Consider the following 19,965-nt stretch of genomic DNA (forward strand, 5'->3'; position numbering starts at 1 on the left):
CTCGAACACCTCCGGCGCATCGCGATGGTGCTCGAATACTACCGGATCGCCGGACCCTTTTTTCGAGCTTTCAGCGCGCCGTGCTTTCACGCCGCTTGAGTTCGAAGCCGAGGTCGACGACCCGCTGTTCCGGCCTGTTGCCTTCGATCGCCGCAAGCGCCATGGCGACCGCCCGCCGGCCGATCTCGTAGCGATACGTCCGAACGCTGGTGACCGACGGAAAAGCCACCTCCATCATGTCGAGATCGTTGAAGCCGACGATGCCGATCGTCTTCGGTACGGCGATCGAAGCGCGGTGGCATTCGAACAGCACCCCGAGTGCTATATCGTCATTGTTGCAGAACACGCCGTCGAGGCTCGGCACCTTGGCCAGCGCGTCGCGGAACAATTCGCGGCCGAGGGTGACGCTGGAGGGCACCGGCGTGGTGGTGGTAAGCCGCGCATCGAACAGGCCGGCCGCCTCCATCGCCGCGCGATAGCCGGCCAAGCGCCGCTGCGAACGCGGATCCATGCGCGCGCCGATGAAGCCTATCCGGCGATAGCCTGCCTCGATCAGATGTTCCGCAGCCGCCCTGCCGCCCTCGAAATGTGAGAAACCAACCATCATGTCGACCGGATCGGGCCCGGTTTCCATCACCTGCACCACCGGACAGCCCGCCGTTTCCAGCAGTTTTCGCGAGGCCGGCGTCTGGTCGATGCCGGCCACGATCAGCGCCGCCGGGCGTTGCGGGCCAAACACCTGCAGCAGCCGCTCTTCCTCGAGGCCGGAATAGTGGGTGTTGCCAAGCTGGATCCGGAAAGGGCCGTCCGACAGGCTGTCGTAGATGCCGCGCACCACTTCGGCAAAGACGTTGTTGGTAAGCGACGGCACCAGAACGCCAAAGACCTCGGCGCGCGCCGAAGCCAGCGCCCGCGCATTCGGGTCGGGCACATAGCCGAGCTCGTTCACGGCCGACTCGATCTGGCGGCGCAGATCTTCCGAGACACGCCCCGGCTCGCGCAGGGCGCGCGATACGGTAATGGCGCCGACGCCGGCCTTGCGGGCGACATCGGCGATGGTCGGGCGGCCGCCGCCGCGGCGCGTGCGCGGCTTGATCACCATACTGGTCCCGAGGCCGGGCAACCGCCCAGACGCGACCGTGAGACGATGTTCAGGGTCTTTGCCACTGCTGCCTTGCCAACCTGGCCCGTTGCCACACCTTGTCTGGCGTCGCGCAGCCTTCGGCTATTGTCAAGCGACGGCGGAGAGACTGTATCCGTACCGCTGTGCTTCAGGCCGCCACAGCAGCGCTGCGCCGGGCCTTCCACAGCAGAAGCACCATGGCCAAAATATTCAGAAGGTTCCAGGCAATGCCGTTGAGGAACGCGGCGGCATAGGAGCCGGTCAGATCGTAAATCCAGCCCGACATCCAGCCGCCGATCGCCATGCCGAAGATGGTCGCCATCATGACGATGCCGACGCGCTGGCCAGCCTCCTTGGCTGGCATATATTCGCGCACGATGATCGCATAACAGGGCACGATGCCGCCCTGCGACAGGCCGAAGACCAGCGAGACGACATAGAGCGAGGCAAGCCCGTCGAACGGGATATAGAACAACAGCGACAGGCATTGCAGCACCGAACCGATCAGCAGGGTTTTCACGCCGCCGATGCGATCGGCAAGGAAGCCCGAGCCTAGCCGGCTGACGACGCCCGCCGCCAGCATGATCGACAGCATATCGGCGCCATGCGCCACGCCGTAGCCGAGATCCATGCAATAGGCGACGATATGGACTTGCGGCATCGACATCGCCACGCAGCAGCCGAGCCCGGCCACGATGAGCAGCGCCTGCAAGGCCGCCGGCGACAGGGAGATCGGCTGGACCACGCGGCTGCCCGGCGATCCCGGAGCCGCCTGGGGCGGTGCGCCGCGCCGGAGCAGCAGGATCAAGGGCACCATGGTGACCAGGCAGACGGCGCCGATCGCGGCATAGGTGAAGCGCCAGCCTTGCGCCTGCATGACATAGGGCATCGCCGTCGGCCAGATCGCTCCGGCGAGATAGTTGCCTGATGCGGCAGCAGTCACCGCGACGCCGCGGCGCCGGTTGAACCAGTGCGAGATGTCGGCGATCAGCGGCCCGAAGATCGCCGACGAGCCAACGCCGATCAACAGGCCCTGGACGAGGGTGAACTGCAGGATCGAACTGGTCAGCGACGCCAGCAGGAAGCCGGCGCCAAGTGTAATCGCGGCAATCAGCGCCGGGATCCAATACCCCATGCGGTCGATGGCGCGGCCGAACAGCACATTACCGGCGGCAAAGCCGACCATGGTCGCGGTGTAGGGCATCGAGGCAGCGGCGCGGTCGACGCCGAATTCTGCCTGCACGGCAGGCAGCACCACGACCACCGCCCACATGCCGACCCCGCCGATCGTTGCCAGCAGCATCGAGATGCCCAGCCGTATCCAGGCATAGGCACTGTCGATGCCGGAACTTCCTGCCTGGCTTGAGACGATTGGGGTCAAGAGCGTTTCCTGTCCGCAGTTCTTGAATCGGCGGTTCTGACCACTATCGGCGCATTCGCATCGCCGAGCAGCGCCACGACAGGCAAATCCGTGGCTCCAGGGATTCGGGCCGAAGTGGAACAGGGGTGCGCCATAAGGCGTTTTCCGGCAACGACCTAGTGGAAGGAGTTTGCCATGACCGCGCAACGGAAATGGTCCGCCGACGTCACCGAGCACAGCGACGCGCTGGACCTCGAGGAACACATCTTCGAATCCCACGATCCCAAGAAGATCGCCGCCTCTTTGAAGCGGTCGGCCGAGCACAGCGACCGACGCAAGGCAGGGCCGTTTCAATCCGCCATGTCGATGCTGAATTTCTACATCAACCGCGCCGGCAAGAACCTGCCGGCGGCGCAGAAGAAAGTGCTGGAGGACGCCAAAGACGAGCTGCGCGCCCTTTTTGGCCGCCCAAAGGAAGATTAGGGTCGGTCTCCATTAATTGGTTCTGCCAAATTCGGCTGAACTGGACCTAGTGACAGGGCCTCTTTGTCGCCAGTCTGCAGGCTCGGCTTGTATTCCCAAGCCCGCAAAAGCCTGGCGTCATGACGGTCAAGATCGGCATCAATCCCATCACCTGGAGCAATGACGACGTTCCGGCGCTTGGCGGGGATACGTCCTTGGAGACCTGCCTGTCGGAAACGGCGCTGGCCGGCTACCGCGGCACCGAACTCGGCGGCAAATTTCCGCGCCAGGCTGAAGTGCTTGGGCCGCTCCTGTCTTCCTATGGCCTGGAACTCGTCTCCGGCTGGTATGATGGCCGCATTCTCGACCGCACGGTCGACGAGGAATTCGCGGCGATCACCCCACATCTTCAGCTGTTGCGCGACCTTGGCGCCAGGATCGTCGTCTACGCCGACACCTCGCGCGGTCGCCATGACGGCATTTTCGCACCGATCTCCGAGCGTCCGCGCCTCGCCGACAGGGACTGGCCGTCCTATGGCGAGAAACTGACCGCCCTCGCCGACCGCATGGCCGCATTCGGGGTCGGCATGGCCTTCCACCACCACATGGGCACCATCGTCGAGACGGACGATGAAGTCGACAGGCTGATGGCGGCGACGGGCCGAAGCGTCGGCCTTTTGTTCGATACCGGCCACTGCCTGTTTTCGGGCGGCGACCCGCAATCGCTGCTGCAACGGCATCTCGACCGTATCGTGCATTTCCATTGCAAGGATGTTCGCAGGGCGATGCTGAAACGGGCACGCCGCGAGGACATGAGCTTCATGGCGGCGGTAATGGACGGCATTTTTACCGTGCCCGGCGACGGCTCGGTCGATTTCCTGTCATTGCTGAAGCCCCTCGCCGCGCGCGGCTATGAAGGTTGGCTCGTTGTCGAGGCCGAGCAGGATCCGGCCAAGGCGCATCCGCTGACCTATGCCAGCAAGGGCTATTTCTCGCTGCTCGCCACCGCCCGCGAGGCCGGCTTCGAAGTCGCGACGCGGCAGGCAAACTGACCGGCCCGCATTTGCGAGCCGGGGGACACGATGAGCGCGCGCCGCGATGGGGTTAGCGACGCGAAAGCGCCCGGCGATCCGCGCCGCCTTGCTCCCTGCGCGGCGCGGATCGCAGAATCCCGGCTCTGGATTGCAAACCCCGACTTTCAAGCTTGAGGCCGACCGGAAGCCGTGCCTTGATGCAACCGAGGAGGAGCGATATGGCTTTCGAAGCTGCGCTTGGCATGGAACGGCTTTGCACCATCCGCGAGATTGCCGAGAAGGCGGAACTTGGCGCCGCCACCGTGCATCGCGCGCTGAAGAACAGCCGCGAGATCCGTCCCGAAACCAGGCGGCTGGTGCTCGACACCGTCTGCCGGCTCAACGAGGAAAAGATCGCCCGCGCCGCCCGGTTCGTCGGGGGATAGTGCCTTGCCCGACCACATGCGCCTTTCCCTCGACATCATGTCGGTCGACCGCGCTTCGGAAGAACCGATGCATCGTCAGATCTACGGCGCCTTGCGACGCTTCATTCTTGACGGCCAGATCCCGCAGAACACGCTGCTGCCGTCGACGCGCTCGCTGGCCGAAGATCTGAAGGTCGGGCGCAACACGGTCATCGCCGCCTATGACCAGCTCCTTGCCGAAGGTTTTATCGAGGCGCGTGCCGGATCGGGCACCTGGGTGGCGCCGATCCAGCAGAACCGCCCCTTGGCATCCCTGCGCGCCGGACTGGCAGCGCCGCAAAAGCTGTCGCGGCGCGGTCAGACCATCGTCAACGGCCCGCAACCGCCGCGTAATGCCGGCGTCATCAATTTCCATCCCGGCGTGCCTGAAACGGCATCGTTTCCGTTCACCATCTGGTCAAGCCTTCTGGTGCGCAATGCACGCAGCCGCGACGATAGTCTGCTTGGTTATCTCTCCTTTGCCGGTCACCCCGGCCTGCGCCAGGCCATTGCCTCGACCATCGGCCTGTCGCGCGGCATCAGTTGCACCGCCGACCAGGTGATCATCGTCACCGGTGCGCAGGCAGCGCTCGATCTGGTCTCGCGCGTGCTGATGGACGAAGGCGACCATGTCTGGATGGAAGAGCCCGGCTATCTCGGCGCCAAAAGCGCCTTTCTCGCCAGCGGCGCCAAGCTGGCACCGTTGAAGGTCGACCGGCGCGGCTGGCATCTTGCCGATCCGGAGCTGCCGCCGCCGCGGCTAATCTATGTGACGCCATCCTGCCAATGGCCGTTCGGCACCATCATGCGCATCGAGGAGCGGCTGCAACTGCTCGACATCGCCGAACGCAACGGCGCCTGGATCGTCGAGGATGACTATGACGGCGAATACCGGTTCCGCGGCCGGCCGGTGCCGGCGCTGCGCGGGCTCGACCATGCCGACCGCGTCGTCTATATCGGCAGCTTCGGCAAGACGCTGATTCCGGCGCTGCGCATCGGTTATCTGATCGTGCCGCGCGAATTGTCGGTTCCGTTCGACCGGGCGGTGAGCATCACCGGCCAGTTCGCGCCGCTGATCCTGCAGGCAACGGTCAACGACTTCATCATGCAGGGCTATTTCGCCACGCACCTCAAGCGCATGCGCCGGCTCTACGCGCGCCGGCAGGCGAACTTCGTCAAGCTGTGCCAGGAGCATCTGGCCGAATGGCTGATCGTCACGGAAAACGATTCCGGCATGCAGCTGCTGGCGAGCTTCGTCAGGCCCTATAAGGACAGCGACGTGGTCGCCGCCGCCCTCAAGGAGGGGCTCGACGTTCAGGGCATCTCCATCAACTATCATTCCACTGAGCCCGAGCACGGCCTGCTGCTCGGCTATGCGGCGATGGACGAACGTCAGATCCTGCGCGCCGTTCTGGCGTTGCGCGCCGCGTTCCTAAGATTGGATAGAAGCTAGAGCCAGGCTCTCCATCTCGTTCACCGCGGGGTTGAGTCGGTCGCCCGCAGTGATTAGGAATATGGGGCGTCGGTCCTTGTTTTCGGCGTTCGCGCAAAGCGCGCTTCCCAAGGCCGAACCTCCCCGAAAACCAGAAGCATGCCCACCGCCGGTATTGGCGGGCAACGCATTCATCTGAACCATGAGGATTGCCATGAGAACCGCATCCTGTGCCTGCGGGCAACTGAGGATCTCCTGTAACGGAGAGCCGCAGCTGGTCGCACAGTGCCACTGCCTCGACTGCCAGAAACGGACCGGCAGCACATACGGCGTCGCCGCCTTCTTTGCGCGCGACAAGGTAGAAGCCGACGGCGACGCCAGTACCTACAGGCGATCAGCTCGGAGCGGCCACCATGTCACTTTCCATTTCTGCCCGGGCTGCGGCTCGAGCGTCTTCTGGGAGCCCGAGCGAAAGCCTGAATGGATCGCCGTCGCGGTCGGCTGCTTCGCCGATCCCGCCTTTCCGGCCCCGGCGCATGTTGGGTGGGAAGACCGGCGTCATCCCTGGGTTTCCGGTTAGCGACGCCAACCCGCCAGCGCAGCGCTTTACCTTACTGGTTGATCTCGGGTTCAACGAGCTTCGCCAGATTTCGCAGCGACTCCTGCCAGCCGAGATAGCAGGCCTCAACCGGGATGGCGTCTGGGATACCTGCCTGCGTGATATTCACTTCGGTGCCGACCGACACTTTCTTCAATGTCACGGTCACCTCGATCTCGCCGGCCAGGTTGGGGTCGTCGAACCGGTCGGTGTAACGCAGTCGCTCATTGGGCACGAGCTCGACATATTCGCCGCCGAACGAGTGGCTGTCGCCGGTGGTGAAGTTGCGGAAGGACATTTTGAACGCACCGCCGACTTTCGCCTCGAAGTGATGAACCGTGCAGGTGAAGCCGTTCGGCGGAAGCCATTTCGCAAGTGCATCCGCTTCAAGGAACGCGCGGTAGACTTTCTCCGAGCTGGTTGTCAGAACGCGGTGCAGCCGTACGGTGCCGGGCATATCGTTAATCCTCCGTGTTGGTGATCGATGCCCCCTAGGACGAGCGGAGCCCGGCCTATCCGACACGGGCCTGCGGATTTTTTGGCGGCCGGTTATGCCGGCCGGAATCCTCGGCCGGCCACCGGGCAAGGAACTCGACCGCAGGGTAGCAAACCGCGCCGGATCTGGTCTAGTTCACACTGTCGAACTTCTGCAGATCAACCGGTGCCGCCTTGCGCAATTCGATATCATCGAGCGAAGCATTCTCCAGCGCCACCCTCGCCGCCGCGTCGATGTTGTGGATCATGTCCTGAATGTCGATATCGCTGTGCGCCGGGTTCATGGCGACCATCACGGTGCGGTTGAGGATGTCGAGAGAGCGCTTGCCGAGGTCGTCGGAATAATCCAGCCGCAGGCCCTGGTTCTCGGGCAGTGCGTAAGGATTGAGCGCCGGATGATGCGCGCCTTCATGCATCAGCACCTGGTCCCACTGGGTGAAATTGTGACGGCCGGTCTTGCCGGCAACGACGCTCGGAATGGTCTTCGAAAAAGTCTGCGCCGCCTGCTCGCTCGGCAGCAGGTACATCACCTGTGCGGCACAATCGTCGTCCGCGCTGTTCATCGGCGACGGCGTCAGCCCAAGATTGCTAAGGTGGCGGGTACCGGCCAGCACCGTCTTCTTCTCGACCCGCATCGCCTCGATGATGCCGTCCAGCCGGTCGAGTTGGACGTTGAGCATCGCCCCCATCAGTTCGGAAGCACGCGCGCCGATGCCGGCGAAGGGTTTGATGCTGTCGCTTCTGCCCTGCCAGTAGAAATGGCAAGGGTCGATGGCGCAGCGCGCCCGCTCCGCCACTTTCGGGTCGCTGGTGGCGATACCGCCGCCCTCGCCCGAGGTCATGTTCTTGAAGTAGTTGAAGGAATAGGCGCCGGCATGGCCGATCGAGCCGAGCTTGCGGCCCTCATAGCCGCCGCCGATGCCTTGGCAGACATCCTCCAGCACCAGCAAGCCGCGCTTGGCAGCAATGTCCATGATCGCATTCATGTTGCAGGCCGCGCCCCACATATGCACCGGGATGACCGCCCTGGTGCGCGGCCCGATGGCATCGCGCAGGGCGATGGGATCGATGGTCAGGCTCTCGTCGATGTCAACGATGACGGGAATGGCCCCGACCGACAGCACCGCGGTCGCTGTCGCCATATAGGTGTGCGCCGGCACCAGCACTTCGTCCCCCGGGCCGATGCCGAGGCCGATCAGGCCGGCGGCGAGCCCATAGGTGCCGCTGGCGGCCAGCGCGAAATGCTCGACGCCAAGATGCTGCGCATAGCGGGCCTCAAAGCGGTCGCATTCGCTGTCCTTGCCGTAACGAAACAGCGCGCCCGAGCGGATCACCCTGGCAATGGCTTCGATTTCCTCTTCGCCGGCGGTGTACATGACAGGCCTCCAGTCACTTGATAATGTGGGTCACTTGATAATGTGGTCGCTTGATGGTGTGGACAGCTGTAGGCTTGTCGGCACGGTTTGAAAGAACCACTCCGCCGCTATTCGACCAAGCCATCTGCGCCCGGAAGACGGTTCCTATGACTGGTTTTGAACCGTGATTGGGGAAATCGGCAGCTAAGTGTCTCAGCCGGCAGGCAAATCGTACCCATCCGAATTCGCCAAAGTGGCCCTGTCGGAAAGGCAGGTTTCGGCGTTCCATTCCGGCCAGTTGGGCAAACGGTTGGTTCCATGAAATACGGGACACACTTTGGAAGACCCTGGAAACCGGCGTGCCGGCGGAAAGGCGGCCGTTCGTGAACGCCGCCGGCTCCAGCAAACGGATCGTACTCCACGAGGACGATGTCGGCATGTGCCACGGCGCCAACAGCGCCTTCCTCGAATTGAGCGGGCTGGGTGTCTGCAGTTCCGGCGCGGTGATGGTGCCGTGCCCGTGGTTCCTCGAAATGGCCGAAAGCGCCGCCGCCAACCCTGGCCTCGACCTCGGCGTCCACCTTACGCTGAACAGCGAGAAGCAGCACTACAAATGGCGGCCGTTGACCGCGCCGTCGCGGGCGGCCGGCTTGACCGACGAGTTCGGCTTCTTGTGGCCGGATGTGGCGACCACGCGCCGCAAGGCGGTGCCGCAGGCGGTCGAGGCCGAGCTTCGCGCCCAGATCGACACCGCCTATCGCGCCGGCATCGACGTCACCCATCTCGACGCGCATATGGGAGCGGCATTGTCGCCGGAATTCTGCAACATCTACATCAAGCTCGGGCTCGAATATCAGCTGCCGGTGCTGCTGACCAAGACGCTGTCCGCCTATTCCCCCAACGACAATCTGGTCGGCGTCACCGAGGAGGCGTTCCAGCGCGGCGTGGCGCTGGCCCGTGCCGGCGGCTTTGCCATTTTCGACGCCGCCATCCAGACGACCTGGGGCCGGCCGCGCTCCAGGCCGATCGAGCCGGCTTACAAAGCGCTCATCGACGGTGTGCGCGACGGCCTGACCTTCTTTTGCCTGCATTGCAACGCGCCCGGTGAACTCGAGCTGATCGAGCCGCGCTCCGCCTATATCCGCACCGAAGAGTACGAGCTGTTCCGCGACCAGGGCTTTCGCGACTGGCTCGCCGCACAGCCGATCGACGTCATCGGCATGAAGCCGTTGCGCGAGGAGCTTCGCGCAGCGCTCTCGGCGGGGCGATCATCAACAACAGCCCGCGGCAACACCGCGGACGAACAGCGATCGGCGTCGGCAAAGGCCCGCAAAGCGGCCACCCGATCCGCAACGTGAGCCGATCGTCGCGGCCGGAAAACGGCGCCAGAGGGATTGGAACTGCAACGACAAATGGGAGAATAAGATGAAAACGCTTCTGAAAGTGGCATTGGGCGCCTTCGTTTCGGCGGGCCTGATGACGGGTATCGCGCATGCCGCGGGCCTGAAGGATCCGAAGGACGTCCGCATCACCTTCGTAGTGCATGGGTCGGCGTCCGATCCCTATTGGTCGGTGGTCAAGCGCGGCGTCGATGACGCGGCCGCCCTTACCGGTGCCAAGGTCGAATATTACGCGCCGCAGGTCTTCGACGTGGTCGAGCAGGCCCGGCTTCTCGACGCCGCTATCGCCACCAAGCCGGACGGTATCGCCGTCTCCATCGCCGACGCCAATGCGCTCGGCAAATCGGTCAAATCCGGGCTTGCCGCCAATATTCCCATGGTGGTTCTGGATTCCGGCGAAAAGGAAGGCGCCGAGCTCGGCACGACGCTCTATGTCGGCACCGTTTCCGAATATGATTCCGGCAAGAAGGCCGGCGAGCGGCTGGCCAAGGAAGGCACGCTCAAGGTCGTCTGTATCAACCACGAGGTCGGCAATGTCAGCCTCGACCAGCGCTGCCAGGGCCTCAATGACGGGCTGAAGCCCTCCGGCGGCGGCACCGAGGTTCTGGCCGTGGCGCCGGATCCCGCAGACATCCAGCGCCGCACCGAAGCCTATCTGTCGGCGCATCCCGACACGCAGGCCGTCTTTGCGCTCGGCGCCACCGCCGCCAACCCGCTGATCCCGATGTTTCGCGACAAGGAACTGTTCGGCAAGCTCAAGCTCTACACATTCGACATCAGCCCGGAGGTCCTCGATTCGGTCGTGGCCGGCGAAATGGGCTTCGGCATGGACGCCCAGCAATATCTGATGGGCTATCTGCCGGTGATCTATCTGGTCGAGCAAGCGACGCACGGCTTCTGGCCGCAGAACAACGCCTATACCGGACCGCTGTTCATAGACTCGCCGGAAAAAGCCAAGGCGATCCTGGCGCTCGCCAAAGAGGGCATCCGCTAGGCAAGCGCTCCGACGGAACGGGAGAATGCGCCAAGCGCTCTCCCGTTCCTTCGAAGATTGCGATTTGAGCGATTGGAGAGCCTAATGGCGGTCGTGGAAGACAAGGCTATATCTCCGGGCGAACTGAAGGCGACCGACCGCTTCGGCATGACGTCGAAGCGGGCCGCCGGCGCCGACGAGCGGCTGGCCAGCACCGGCAAGCTGACCCAGTGGCTGCGCCGGCCGGAAGCCGGTGCCGCCGGCGGGCTGCTTGCGACGATCATCATCTTTGCGCTGCTGCCGGGCGCGGCAAACCTCTATTCGCTGCAGGGATCGATGACATTCCTGACGCTGTCGGCGGAGCTCGGCATCGTCGCCACCGCGGCAGCACTCCTCATCATCGCCGGCGAGTTCGATCTTTCGGTCGGCTCCATGGTCGGCTTTGCCGGTGTCGTCATCGGGCTGACGGTGAAGTACTGGGGCCTGCCGCTATGGGGCGGCATCGCCTGTGCCTTCGTCGTTGCCATCCTCACCGGCTATCTCAACGGCCTGATCGTGGTGAAGACGCGCCTGCCCTCCTTCATCGTCACGCTCGCCACCCTCTATATCCTGCGCGGACTGTCGATCGGCATCACCCGCGCCGTCACCGGCCGCACGCAGATCCCCTACATCCTCGAAGGCGCGCCGGACCCGGCGACGGCCGGCATTTTCAACGGCCATCTGCTCACCGGCCTGTTCCACTGGATGGGCGCGCAAGGCTGGATCGCCACCCGCAGCGACGGCATACCATTCGTCGCCGGCATTCCGATGTCGATCGTCTGGTGGCTCGGCCTGACGGCGCTGGCCGGCTACGTGCTCACCCAGACGAAATACGGCAACTGGATCTTCGCCACCGGCGGCGATCTGATCGCAGCCCGCAACGTCGGCGTGCCGGTCGATCGCGTCAAGATCAGCCTGTTCGTCTACACCGCCTGCGCGGCGACGCTGCTTGCCACCATCCAGGTGATGGAGGCGGGCTCCGCCGACACCACGCGCGGCCTGCTCAAGGAATTCGAGGCGATCATCGCCGCCGTCATCGGCGGCGTGCTCCTCACCGGCGGCTACGGCACCGTCTATGGCGTGCTGTTCGGCGCGCTGATCTTCGGGCTGGTGCAGATGGGCATCTTCTACACCGGCATCGACACCGACTGGTTCAAGGTCTTCCTCGGCATCGTCATCCTGATGGCCGTGCTGGTCAACAACTACATCAGGCTGAAGGCGCTCGGCCGCGGAGGTGGCAAATGACCGAGAGGGCCCAAATGACCGAACCGGCCCAAATGACCGAACCGGCAATGGAACTGCGCGGCGTCAGCGTCAATTTCGGCTCGGTGCGCGCCCTCCAGGACATCGACATCAAGGTCTATCCGGGCGAGGTCCACTGCCTGCTCGGCGACAACGGCGCCGGCAAGTCGACGCTGATCAAGGTCCTGTCCGGCGTCTATCGGCCGAGCAAGGGCGAAATCCTGGTCGACGGCAAGCCGGTCACCTTCCGCAGCCCGCGCGACGCGCAGGAGCTCGGCGTGGCAACGGTGTTCCAGGACCTCGGCATGATCTCGCTGATGTCGATCACCCGCAACTTCTTCCTCGGCCGCGAGCCGACCAAAAGCAGCCTGCCCTTCTCGCGCATCGACAAGGAGCGCGCCAACACCATTGCCAGGCAGGCGATGGCCGATATCGGCATTGACGTGCGCGATCCGACGCAGGCCGTCGGCACGCTGTCGGGCGGCGAGCGCCAGTCGGTGGCGATCGCCCGCGCCGTGCATTTTGGCGCGCGCGTGCTGATCCTCGACGAGCCGACTTCCGCGCTCGGCGTCCACCAGGCGGCGATGGTGCTGAAGTTCATCATCGAAGCACGCATGCGGGGTTTGGCCGTGATCTTCATCAGCCATAACATCCACCATGCCTATCCGGTCGGCGACACCTTCACGCTGCTCAACCGCGGCCGCAATCGCGGCACCTACGCCAAGTCCGAGATTTCGCGCGACGAGGTCATCTCGATCATGTCGGGCGGCGAGGATCTGAAAGCGGTCGAGGCGGAGATTGCCGGCCTGCTCGCCCAGATCGGCAACCGGCCGCCTGCGGCGCCTTGAGCTGACAATCGGACATTGCGGGGAATGATCCAATGAGCAGGATACGCGTCGGGGTCGTCGGCGCCGGCATGATCTCGCAGGTCGAGCATATCCCCAATCTGCTGCGCCTCGGTGAATTGTTCGAGCTGGTCGGGGTCGCCGATCCCTCCAGGATTTCGCGGCAGTTCGTCACCGACACCCATGGCATTGCCAATTTCGAAACAATCGACCAGCTCTTCGACCAACGCCTCGACGCGGTGGTGATCGGCTCGCCGGACCCGCTGCATCACGAACAGGTGCTGGCGGCGCTGGCGGTTGGCCTGCACGTCTTTTGCGAAAAACCACTCTGCTATCCGCTGGCGGAAATCGCCGGGATCATCGCCGCGCGCGATGCCGCCAGGAAAATCGTTCAGGTCGGCTATATGAAGCGCTTTGATCCGAATTACCGGCTGGCGCTCGCTTCGCTGCCTGGAACATCGAGCACGCTGCGCGCGGTCTCGGTGGGAGGTAAACGATCCCGACGCCTGGCCGTTCATTGCCCATCAGCCCTACAGGCGCGGTACCGATATCCCACAAGACATGGTCGCCACTGTCGCCGCAAAGCAGAAGCGCCAGGTCGAAGAGGCCGTCGGCGTGCATCTGACCGATCTCGCTTTCCGTGGATTTACCGGCGCTTACAGCTCGGCCTTGATTCACGACGTCAACGCCGTCCATGGCCTGCTCGATGCGCTCGGCGTGCCGGACGGCGAGGTCGTCGGCGCGCAGATCTTTGCCAATGGCGACGGCGGCCAGGGCGCCGTCAAGTTGCTGGACGGGCAGGCGCTGTGGACCATGACGCATCTCACCGTGCCCAAGCTCGCCGACTACAAGGAGCGGATCACGCTGTTCTTCGACGATGCCAGCCTCGAGCTCGAATTCCCCTCGCCCTGGCTCAACCATCATCCGACCCGGCTGACGGTGACGACCTCGGACGGTCACACGCTGTCGAAGCGTGATTTGCGGGCCGGCTACGCCGAAGCCTTCGTCGAGGAGATGCGTGGCTTCTGGGCAGCGATCGTCAATGGCGATGCCGTCGTCAACCCACCCGAACACGCCGCCCGCGACCAGGCGCTGCTGATCGGGCTGACCCGGCGGCATCTGGCCTCATAAGATCGTCGGCTTTCAGATCTTGGCGGCGCGCAGTTCATCACGCATGCCGCGCATGCCGATCACTTCGATGTCGAACTCGCTGATCCACGCCTTGACGCGCGCCGTCTTGAACAACGCGTATTCCTCGGTCCGCAGATGGGCATCCGGAGGATTGATCGCCTCGAAATCGCCTACCGTGTTGAAATGCAGCGACAGGAAACTCAACCCCTCCGGGATTCTGGCAAACATCGCGTGGTAGGCCGTCTGCGCATCCGTCTTGCGCGCCCAGGGCGTTTCCAGAACGATGTCGAACACCGGTTCGCCTGCCGCTTGCGCCTTTACGATTTCGGCATCGTAGCGGGCAATGTCCAGCTCACCGGCATAGCTCGCCGGGTTGTAGCCCGACAGGTCCTTCACCAGCAGCGCCGGCAGCCGGTATTCCCGGCCGAGCTTGCGATAGATGGCGATGAATTCCGGCATCTGCGCCGTGCCCATGTGAGCGTCGAGATGGGTGATGTCGATGCCGGCAGCGATGGCGCATTCGATCTGCGCACGCAGTTCCGCTTCCACCGCATCGGGATGGGCTTTGCGCGCCTGCGGTACGGTCGGCCAGAAATAGCCGAACTCGTCAGTCATCGCAGCCGATTTGGGCGGGTTGGTCAGCGGACGCCAGCGATACGGCTTCTGCTCGCTGGTCAGCGTCAAGTGCACGCCGAGGTCGAAATCGGGATTGGCGACGGCGATCTGAGCGGCTTCCGGGAACCACGGGCATGGCGCCATCACCGAACCGGAACTGCATGTGCCGAACTTCGACAGTTCGAAAAACGCGACATTTGCGCCATGGCTCATGCCGACGTCGTCCTCGTGGATGACGACACGCTTCCTTGCGGTCTTTACGGTCATTTCCTGCTCCTGAACTGCTGCATTGTCAGCTCACCCGACACGGGCAACGAGGTCGGTCAATTCGTCGAGCTCGATCTCGTCACGCCGGAACCGGCCCGCCACGCGCCCCTGCGCCAGAACCACCAGATCGTCGGCCACCGAGAGCGCGTGACGGAAATTGTGGGTGATCAGGATGACCGCCTGGCCCTGCTCGCGTGCCCTGAGAATGTGCTCGAGCACCCGGCCTGCCTGACGCACGGCCAGAGCCGACGTAGGCTCATCCAGCACAAGCAGCGACGATCCGAAGAACATGGCTCTTGCGATTGCCAGGGACTGGCGTTCGCCGCCGGAAATGTTGACGCCGCGTTCGTCGAGACCGCGTTCCCAGCGCACCCCGAGCTGATGCAGCGCCGAGCGCGCCATGTCGTCGGCGCGTTTCATGTCGAGCCATTTGAACGGCCCGAAACCTTTCAGCGGTTCGCGGCCGAGCACGACATTGCGTGTGACCGACAGCAATTCGCAGACGGCAAGGTCCTGGAACACCGTGGCAATGCCGCGTTCGCGCGCCTGAGCCGGGTTGGCGAAAGCCACCTTCTCGCCGTTGAAGCGCAATTCTCCCCTGTCCGGCGGGAAGACGCCGGACAGGATCTTGATCAAGGTCGATTTGCCGGCGCCGTTGTCGCCCAGCAGCGCCAGGATGCGTCCGGCATAGGCGCTTAGCGACACGTCGACCAGCGCGGTGGTGGCGCCGAACCCTTTCGACAGGTTGACAGCCTCGATCACCGGCACCGCGCCGGCAGCGACCGGCTCGACCGGAGGGCGGCGAAGGATCAGGTCGTCGGAGCCGCTGCCGGCCGGCAGCCGGGCCCCGCGCTGGGCATCCAGGCCAGACGGCTCGCTCATCGCGTCTTCTCCTTCGCCAGGCTGCCGGCGGGCCGTATCTCCGCCGTTGCGGCGTTGCCGGCAATCGCCGCGTCGGCAGCACTGCTGTCGCGCTTGAAGCCGCCCAACGGCCTGGATTTGGCGATGCGGCGCGCCACCGAGGTATTGAGGATGACCGCGCCGACGACAATGACGCCGGTGAGCGTGCGGAAGAAATGGCCGGGAGCGCCTGCCAGCACCAGGCCGACCTGGATCATGCCGAAGGTGACGGCTCCGAGAATGGTGCCGATGACGCTGCCGTAGCCGCCGGCCAGCAGCGTCCCGCCGATGACTGTAACGGCTACCGCCTGCAGTTCGATGCCCTCGCCGCGCAATGCGTCGACGGAGGAAAAGCGGGCAACCTGGATGACGCCGGCGATGGCTGCCAGCGCCGATGTGATCATGAAGAGGATGAGGGTGACGCGGTCCACCGGTACGCCGAGATTGCGCGCCGCCTGTTCGTTCTGGCCACGTGCCTGGATCCAGTTGCCGAACCTGGTGCGCGCCAGCAGGAAGGTGCCCGCCAGCCCGATTGCCAGGAACCACAGCATCGACATACGAAAGCCGGCAAGCAGCGGACCGGCCATTATGGCCTTGAACCCAGGCGGAATGGCGACCGTCATCGGAAAGCCGCCGGTCAGCGCGATCAGTATGCCGCGCCAGATCAGCATGGTGCCGAGCGTCACGACGAAGGAATGGATGCGGAACCTGACCACGATCATGCCGTTGGCCCAGCCAAGCGCGGCTCCGACGGCCACCGCGACCGGCGCGGCGACGATCGGTGGCAGGCCGAAGTCGCGCATCAGCACCACGCAGACGAACGAGGTGAGTCCGAGCACCGCGCCCACCGACAAGTCGAAGTGACCGCCGATCATCAGCAGCGTGACGCCGACGCTGACGATACCGAGTTCGGCCGCGACGGCCATGATGCTGATGTAGGACAGCCTGGTGGGGAAAAGCTGCGGGCTGAGCGCGGTGAAGACCAGGAACAGGATGACGACGGCCGCGATCGACGTCGCCTCCGGCCGCAGCATCAGCCGTCTCAGCGCCTCGCCGGCGACCACACGGGAGGAAGGCTTGTTGGCCGCATTCGGCCCGGGCTGTTCGTTCATGCCGTCACCCCGATACAAGAGTGGCCACGAAGATGGCGAACGGGCGGCTTGGCCGCCCGTCCTGGACGCGTGCTAGGTTTTTGCTGTCGTCCAAAAACCACTGATGGACTTTTGGGCGGCGTGCATCAGCGATAGCCCTGCTTCACCAATGCCGAGACGCGCTCCACATTGTCCTTGTCGACGACCGTCGGACCGGTCAGGAAGTAGTTACCTTCGATCAGGCCGTATTTCAGGTAGTGGGTCAGGAGCAGCACAGGCATGTAGCCGCGCCAGAACTGCTGCTGGTCGATGGTGAACGCCTGCCGGCCATCCTTTATCGCATCGAGCGATTGCGCGACGATGTCGTAGCCGGTGAGCACCAGGTCGTCCCGGCCGCTGTCTGCCTTGGCGGAGAGGAAACCGTCGATCACGTCGCATGTGCTCGTGGCCGCGGCCGTATCGGGGTGCACGCGCAGGTAATTTGACAGCGCTTCCGCCTGCTGGCCCGGATCCATGGTCAGTTCGAGGAAGTCGGCCTCGATGCCGGCCTTCTTGAGCTCATCGATCTGCGACGTCGCCCTGAGCTGGCAGCTCGCGTCGCCCGGCTGTTGATTGGCGACCACGACGCGGCCCTTGACGCCCATCGAGACCAGTCGCTGCGCCGTCAACTTGCCCGCCGCCGCTTCATCCGATCCGGTGCGGAACAGGAAGAAATCGTTGGGATCGCGCACTTGCGAACCGGACGGCGGCGCGGCGGCGCTGCCGAAGGCAATGCCGGCTTCCTTGGCGCGCGCGGCGACATCGGCATAGGAAGAATCCTCGGCGAAGGCGCAGATGGCGATGCCGTTGGCCTGGGCGGCGATCGCCTCCTCGATCTTCTGCACCTGGTTTGGAATGGTAAGCTGATCCGGGAAAATATAGGTGACCTTCACGCCGAGGTTTTTGCCGGCCTCCTCGGCGCCGCGTGCCAGATAGCCATGAAAGCCCGTCGGTGCGGCACAGCCGACAAAGTAGATCGAGATATCCTTGTCCTGCGCCATGGCCGCTGCGCCGAAGACCGGCAGCAAGGCCACCGCCGAAATGGCGACAACCCGGCTGACGTGGAAGCCAATTTTCGATAGCCCATTTTTCATGCTCATGCCGATTTCCCCTATGCTTGTTGTTAAGGTCGACCCAAGCGACTTGCGCATCTGGAAGCTAATCGGCAGCCGGTTCGTCAAACAGACCCATTTCGTATCGATTGACGGGAACCATTCGTGCCGAAACCTCGCCGGCAAACATTGGTCAAGCGCGCACCATCGGCGGCCGCACCGACACAATCCGACTGTTTGAATGTGTGGCGGCGGCTACCTGGACTTGATGACGCTGTCGGTATTGGCCAGCAGCTTGCGCACCGCATTGCGCGCCGCGTCCGGCCGCTGCAGGCGGATGCTCTTCTCGATTGCCTCATGCAGCCTCTGCGCATGCTGCAAATCGTCGAGTTCCCGCGTGGTATAAGCAAATAGATGATCGAATGCCGATTCGATCAGCACGCCGAGCGGCACCAGCAGATCGTTGCCCGAGGCGCGCAGGATGGCGAGGTGAAACCGCGTGTCGGCGCGCGTCCGCTCCTGCAGGTTGGTCGCCTCGCCCATCTCGCGGCAGGCCTGGCTGATCTCGGCCATCTGCTCGTCGGTGCGTCGCATGGCGGCAAAGGCGCTGGCCTCCGGCTCGATGATGTGGCGGAATTCCTGCACGGTCCTGAGGAACACCTCGCGGTCCGGCGAGGTCGCATACCAGGCCAGCACGTCGCGATCGAGCAGGTTCCAGCGTTCCTTCGGCTCGACCCAGCTGCCGATTTTGGGACGTGACGACAGCAGGCTCTTCGCCATCAGCATTTTTATGGCTTCGCGCACCGCCGAGCGGCTGACGTCGAAGGTCTCTGACCATTTGGCTTCGTTGGGCAGGATGGTTCCCGGCGGATAATCGCCGCGCACGATCCTCAGCCCGATCTCGTTGGCCAGCGACGCATGCACGCTCGATCCCGGCATGCGCGCCGCATCGGCCCGGCGAATACCGCTCGTGCGTTCGGCGAACGCCTCGGCCGCTGTCTTTCCCTTATTCGGCTTCGCGTCCTGCATAGCTCCACAAAGTCCGGATTTGGAGGCGTGTCAAGGAGATGAAATCGACGGCAATATCTCAGCTTGATTTTCCGCCTCCGTCCCCTCGCCGACACCGCGCTTTGCCAAGCGTTCACGCCGGGGAGGCACGAACGGTTTCTCTTTGTTCCGGCTGAATTCCTCGATCAGGAAATCAAGGAAGACGCGGATTTTCGGGGCAAGATGCTGGCGTGCCGGATAGACCGCGTAGAGCGTGGTTTCGACCTTGTCCCAATCATCCAGAGCCGATTGCAGCCGGCCTGCTTTAAGGTCGCTCTCGACATAGGGATAAGGGATCAGGCTGACGCCGAAGCCGGCGCGCAGCGCATCGCGCACGGCAAGGCTTGACGAGACCGTATATCGTCCGTCGATGGCGATCCGCTCGGCGCGGCCGTCCTTGCGGAATTCCCATATGTCCGCATGCCCCGAGAGGCTGAACCGGATGCAATTGGCCGTCTTCAAATCGGCAGGCGTTTTGGGCCGGCCATGCTCCTCGAAGTAGGACGGAGCTGCGCAAAGCACGTGCGGCATGACCGCAAGCTTTCTGGCGACCAGACTGGAATCCTCGAGATTGTCGCTGCCGCGAATGGCCAGGTCAAATCCCTCCCGCACGATATCGACGCGTCTGTCGTCAAGATGCAGATCGAGTTTCAAATCGGGATAGCGCGATAGAAACGCGGGGATCGCAGCCGAAAGCCGCGTCAACGTGACAGTCATCGGCGCGCTGACCCGCAACGTGCCGCTCGGCGCCGTCTTGATCGGGCCGAGCACCTGGTCGGCCCTCGCCAGCGCATCGAGCCCCTGCGTGACATGCTCCAGGTAGATCCTGCCCTCTTCGGTCAGCGCCATGCGCCGCGTTGTCCGGTTGATGAGCCGCACCCCCAGATGCGCCTCCAGCTCGGCGATGTTCTTGCTGATAGCGGGAGGCGAGAGACCGAGCCGCCGTCCGGCTTCGGCAAAGCTGTTCAGTTCCGCCACATGGCGGAAAACCTGCAACGCCGTCAGGCGATCCATCGCACCAT

The 19,965-nt window shown here is 64.0% G+C and carries 20 protein-coding genes and 1 pseudogene; 11 read left to right on the top strand and 10 right to left on the bottom strand.

Translation table 11 applies throughout. The features are described from left to right. Positions 1–70: 70 nt before the first annotated feature. The gene (gntR, locus tag NKH49_RS22270) at positions 71–1,102 is read right to left on the bottom strand and encodes an HTH-type transcriptional regulator GntR (RefSeq protein ID WP_352491069.1); all 1,032 of its coding nucleotides are present in this window, start codon (positions 1,100–1,102) and stop codon (positions 71–73) included. Positions 1,103–1,271: 169 nt separating this feature from the next. Next, a complete protein-coding gene (locus tag NKH49_RS22275) occupies positions 1,272–2,504 on the bottom strand; it encodes an MFS transporter (protein WP_352491068.1) in 1,233 nt (410 codons plus the stop codon). A 174-nt stretch (positions 2,505–2,678) separates the two neighbouring features. Here NKH49_RS22275 and NKH49_RS22280 point away from each other — a divergent pair, with 174 nt between their 5' ends. The 5 genes from NKH49_RS22280 to NKH49_RS22300 all read left to right on the top strand — a co-directional run bounded on the left by NKH49_RS22280 (position 2,679) and on the right by NKH49_RS22300 (position 6,434). Continuing rightward, on the top strand, positions 2,679–2,966 hold the full coding sequence (locus NKH49_RS22280; protein WP_023675825.1) for a DUF3175 domain-containing protein: 288 nt from the start codon (positions 2,679–2,681) through the stop codon (positions 2,964–2,966). A 119-nt stretch (positions 2,967–3,085) separates the two neighbouring features. Beyond that, entirely contained in the window at positions 3,086–3,997 is a 912-nt protein-coding gene (gene iolE / locus NKH49_RS22285; RefSeq protein WP_352740682.1) for a myo-inosose-2 dehydratase, read from the top strand. A gap of 200 nt (positions 3,998–4,197) precedes the next feature. Continuing rightward, positions 4,198–4,404 carry a LacI family DNA-binding transcriptional regulator gene (locus NKH49_RS22290; RefSeq protein ID WP_352453276.1) on the top strand — a complete coding sequence of 69 codons (207 nt, stop codon included), beginning with the start codon at positions 4,198–4,200 and terminating at the stop codon, positions 4,402–4,404. Positions 4,405–4,408: 4 nt separating this feature from the next. Beyond that, positions 4,409–5,875, top strand: coding sequence for a rhizopine catabolism transcriptional regulator MocR (mocR, locus tag NKH49_RS22295; protein ID WP_352740684.1), 1,467 nt, complete (start codon positions 4,409–4,411; stop codon positions 5,873–5,875). 193 nt (positions 5,876–6,068) lie between these two features. Next, on the top strand, positions 6,069–6,434 hold the full coding sequence (locus NKH49_RS22300) for a GFA family protein (RefSeq protein WP_352927865.1): 366 nt from the start codon (positions 6,069–6,071) through the stop codon (positions 6,432–6,434). 31 nt (positions 6,435–6,465) lie between these two features. Here the strand turns inward: NKH49_RS22300 and NKH49_RS22305 are convergent, their stop codons facing one another. After that, positions 6,466–6,909, bottom strand: a complete 444-nt coding sequence (locus NKH49_RS22305) for an SRPBCC family protein (RefSeq protein WP_352465254.1) — start codon at positions 6,907–6,909, stop codon at positions 6,466–6,468. A gap of 169 nt (positions 6,910–7,078) precedes the next feature. Continuing rightward, positions 7,079–8,323, bottom strand: coding sequence for a DegT/DnrJ/EryC1/StrS family aminotransferase (locus NKH49_RS22310; RefSeq protein WP_352927868.1), 1,245 nt, complete (start codon positions 8,321–8,323; stop codon positions 7,079–7,081). A gap of 362 nt (positions 8,324–8,685) precedes the next feature. Between NKH49_RS22310 and NKH49_RS22315 the strand changes: the two genes are divergently transcribed. The 6 genes and pseudogenes from NKH49_RS22315 to NKH49_RS22340 all read left to right on the top strand — a co-directional run bounded on the left by NKH49_RS22315 (position 8,686) and on the right by NKH49_RS22340 (position 13,932). Beyond that, positions 8,686–9,660 (top strand): polysaccharide deacetylase family protein, encoded by a 975-nt coding sequence (locus tag NKH49_RS22315; RefSeq protein WP_352927871.1) that lies wholly within the window; start codon positions 8,686–8,688, stop codon positions 9,658–9,660. A 67-nt stretch (positions 9,661–9,727) separates the two neighbouring features. Beyond that, positions 9,728–10,696, top strand: coding sequence for a rhizopine catabolism ABC transporter substrate-binding protein (locus tag NKH49_RS22320; protein WP_023675817.1), 969 nt, complete (start codon positions 9,728–9,730; stop codon positions 10,694–10,696). Between the two features lie 147 nt (positions 10,697–10,843). Then, entirely contained in the window at positions 10,844–11,959 is a 1,116-nt protein-coding gene (locus NKH49_RS22325) for an ABC transporter permease (protein ID WP_352927921.1), read from the top strand. 32 nt (positions 11,960–11,991) lie between these two features. Beyond that, positions 11,992–12,804, top strand: a complete 813-nt coding sequence (locus tag NKH49_RS22330) for an ATP-binding cassette domain-containing protein (RefSeq protein ID WP_023675815.1) — start codon at positions 11,992–11,994, stop codon at positions 12,802–12,804. Positions 12,805–12,872: 68 nt separating this feature from the next. Next, a pseudogene (locus NKH49_RS22335) lies at positions 12,873–13,145 on the top strand (Gfo/Idh/MocA family protein); the annotation flags it as partial. Positions 13,146–13,362: 217 nt separating this feature from the next. After that, positions 13,363–13,932 carry a hypothetical protein gene (locus tag NKH49_RS22340; RefSeq protein WP_352927924.1) on the top strand — a complete coding sequence of 190 codons (570 nt, stop codon included), beginning with the start codon at positions 13,363–13,365 and terminating at the stop codon, positions 13,930–13,932. Positions 13,933–13,944: 12 nt separating this feature from the next. On the opposite strand, the gene NKH49_RS22345 is transcribed toward NKH49_RS22340, so the two are convergent. The 6 genes from NKH49_RS22345 to NKH49_RS22370 form a co-directional block, all read right to left on the bottom strand. After that, positions 13,945–14,814 (bottom strand): polysaccharide deacetylase family protein, encoded by an 870-nt coding sequence (locus NKH49_RS22345; protein WP_352503161.1) that lies wholly within the window; start codon positions 14,812–14,814, stop codon positions 13,945–13,947. A gap of 30 nt (positions 14,815–14,844) precedes the next feature. After that, a complete protein-coding gene (locus NKH49_RS22350) occupies positions 14,845–15,696 on the bottom strand; it encodes an ATP-binding cassette domain-containing protein (protein WP_352927874.1) in 852 nt (283 codons plus the stop codon). After that, on the bottom strand, positions 15,693–16,826 hold the full coding sequence (locus tag NKH49_RS22355; protein WP_352927877.1) for an ABC transporter permease: 1,134 nt from the start codon (positions 16,824–16,826) through the stop codon (positions 15,693–15,695). The genes NKH49_RS22350 and NKH49_RS22355 overlap by 4 nt, the downstream gene beginning before the upstream one ends. A gap of 125 nt (positions 16,827–16,951) precedes the next feature. After that, entirely contained in the window at positions 16,952–17,944 is a 993-nt protein-coding gene (locus NKH49_RS22360; RefSeq protein WP_352771354.1) for a substrate-binding domain-containing protein, read from the bottom strand. Positions 17,945–18,151: 207 nt separating this feature from the next. Next, entirely contained in the window at positions 18,152–18,925 is a 774-nt protein-coding gene (locus NKH49_RS22365) for a FadR/GntR family transcriptional regulator (RefSeq protein WP_352453268.1), read from the bottom strand. A gap of 30 nt (positions 18,926–18,955) precedes the next feature. Further along, a complete protein-coding gene (locus NKH49_RS22370) occupies positions 18,956–19,957 on the bottom strand; it encodes a LysR family transcriptional regulator (protein ID WP_352771356.1) in 1,002 nt (333 codons plus the stop codon). Positions 19,958–19,965 lie beyond the last annotated feature (8 nt).

This window comes from Mesorhizobium sp. M1088 (genome assembly GCF_040318575.1).
Taxonomy (GTDB): domain Bacteria; phylum Pseudomonadota; class Alphaproteobacteria; order Rhizobiales; family Rhizobiaceae; genus Mesorhizobium.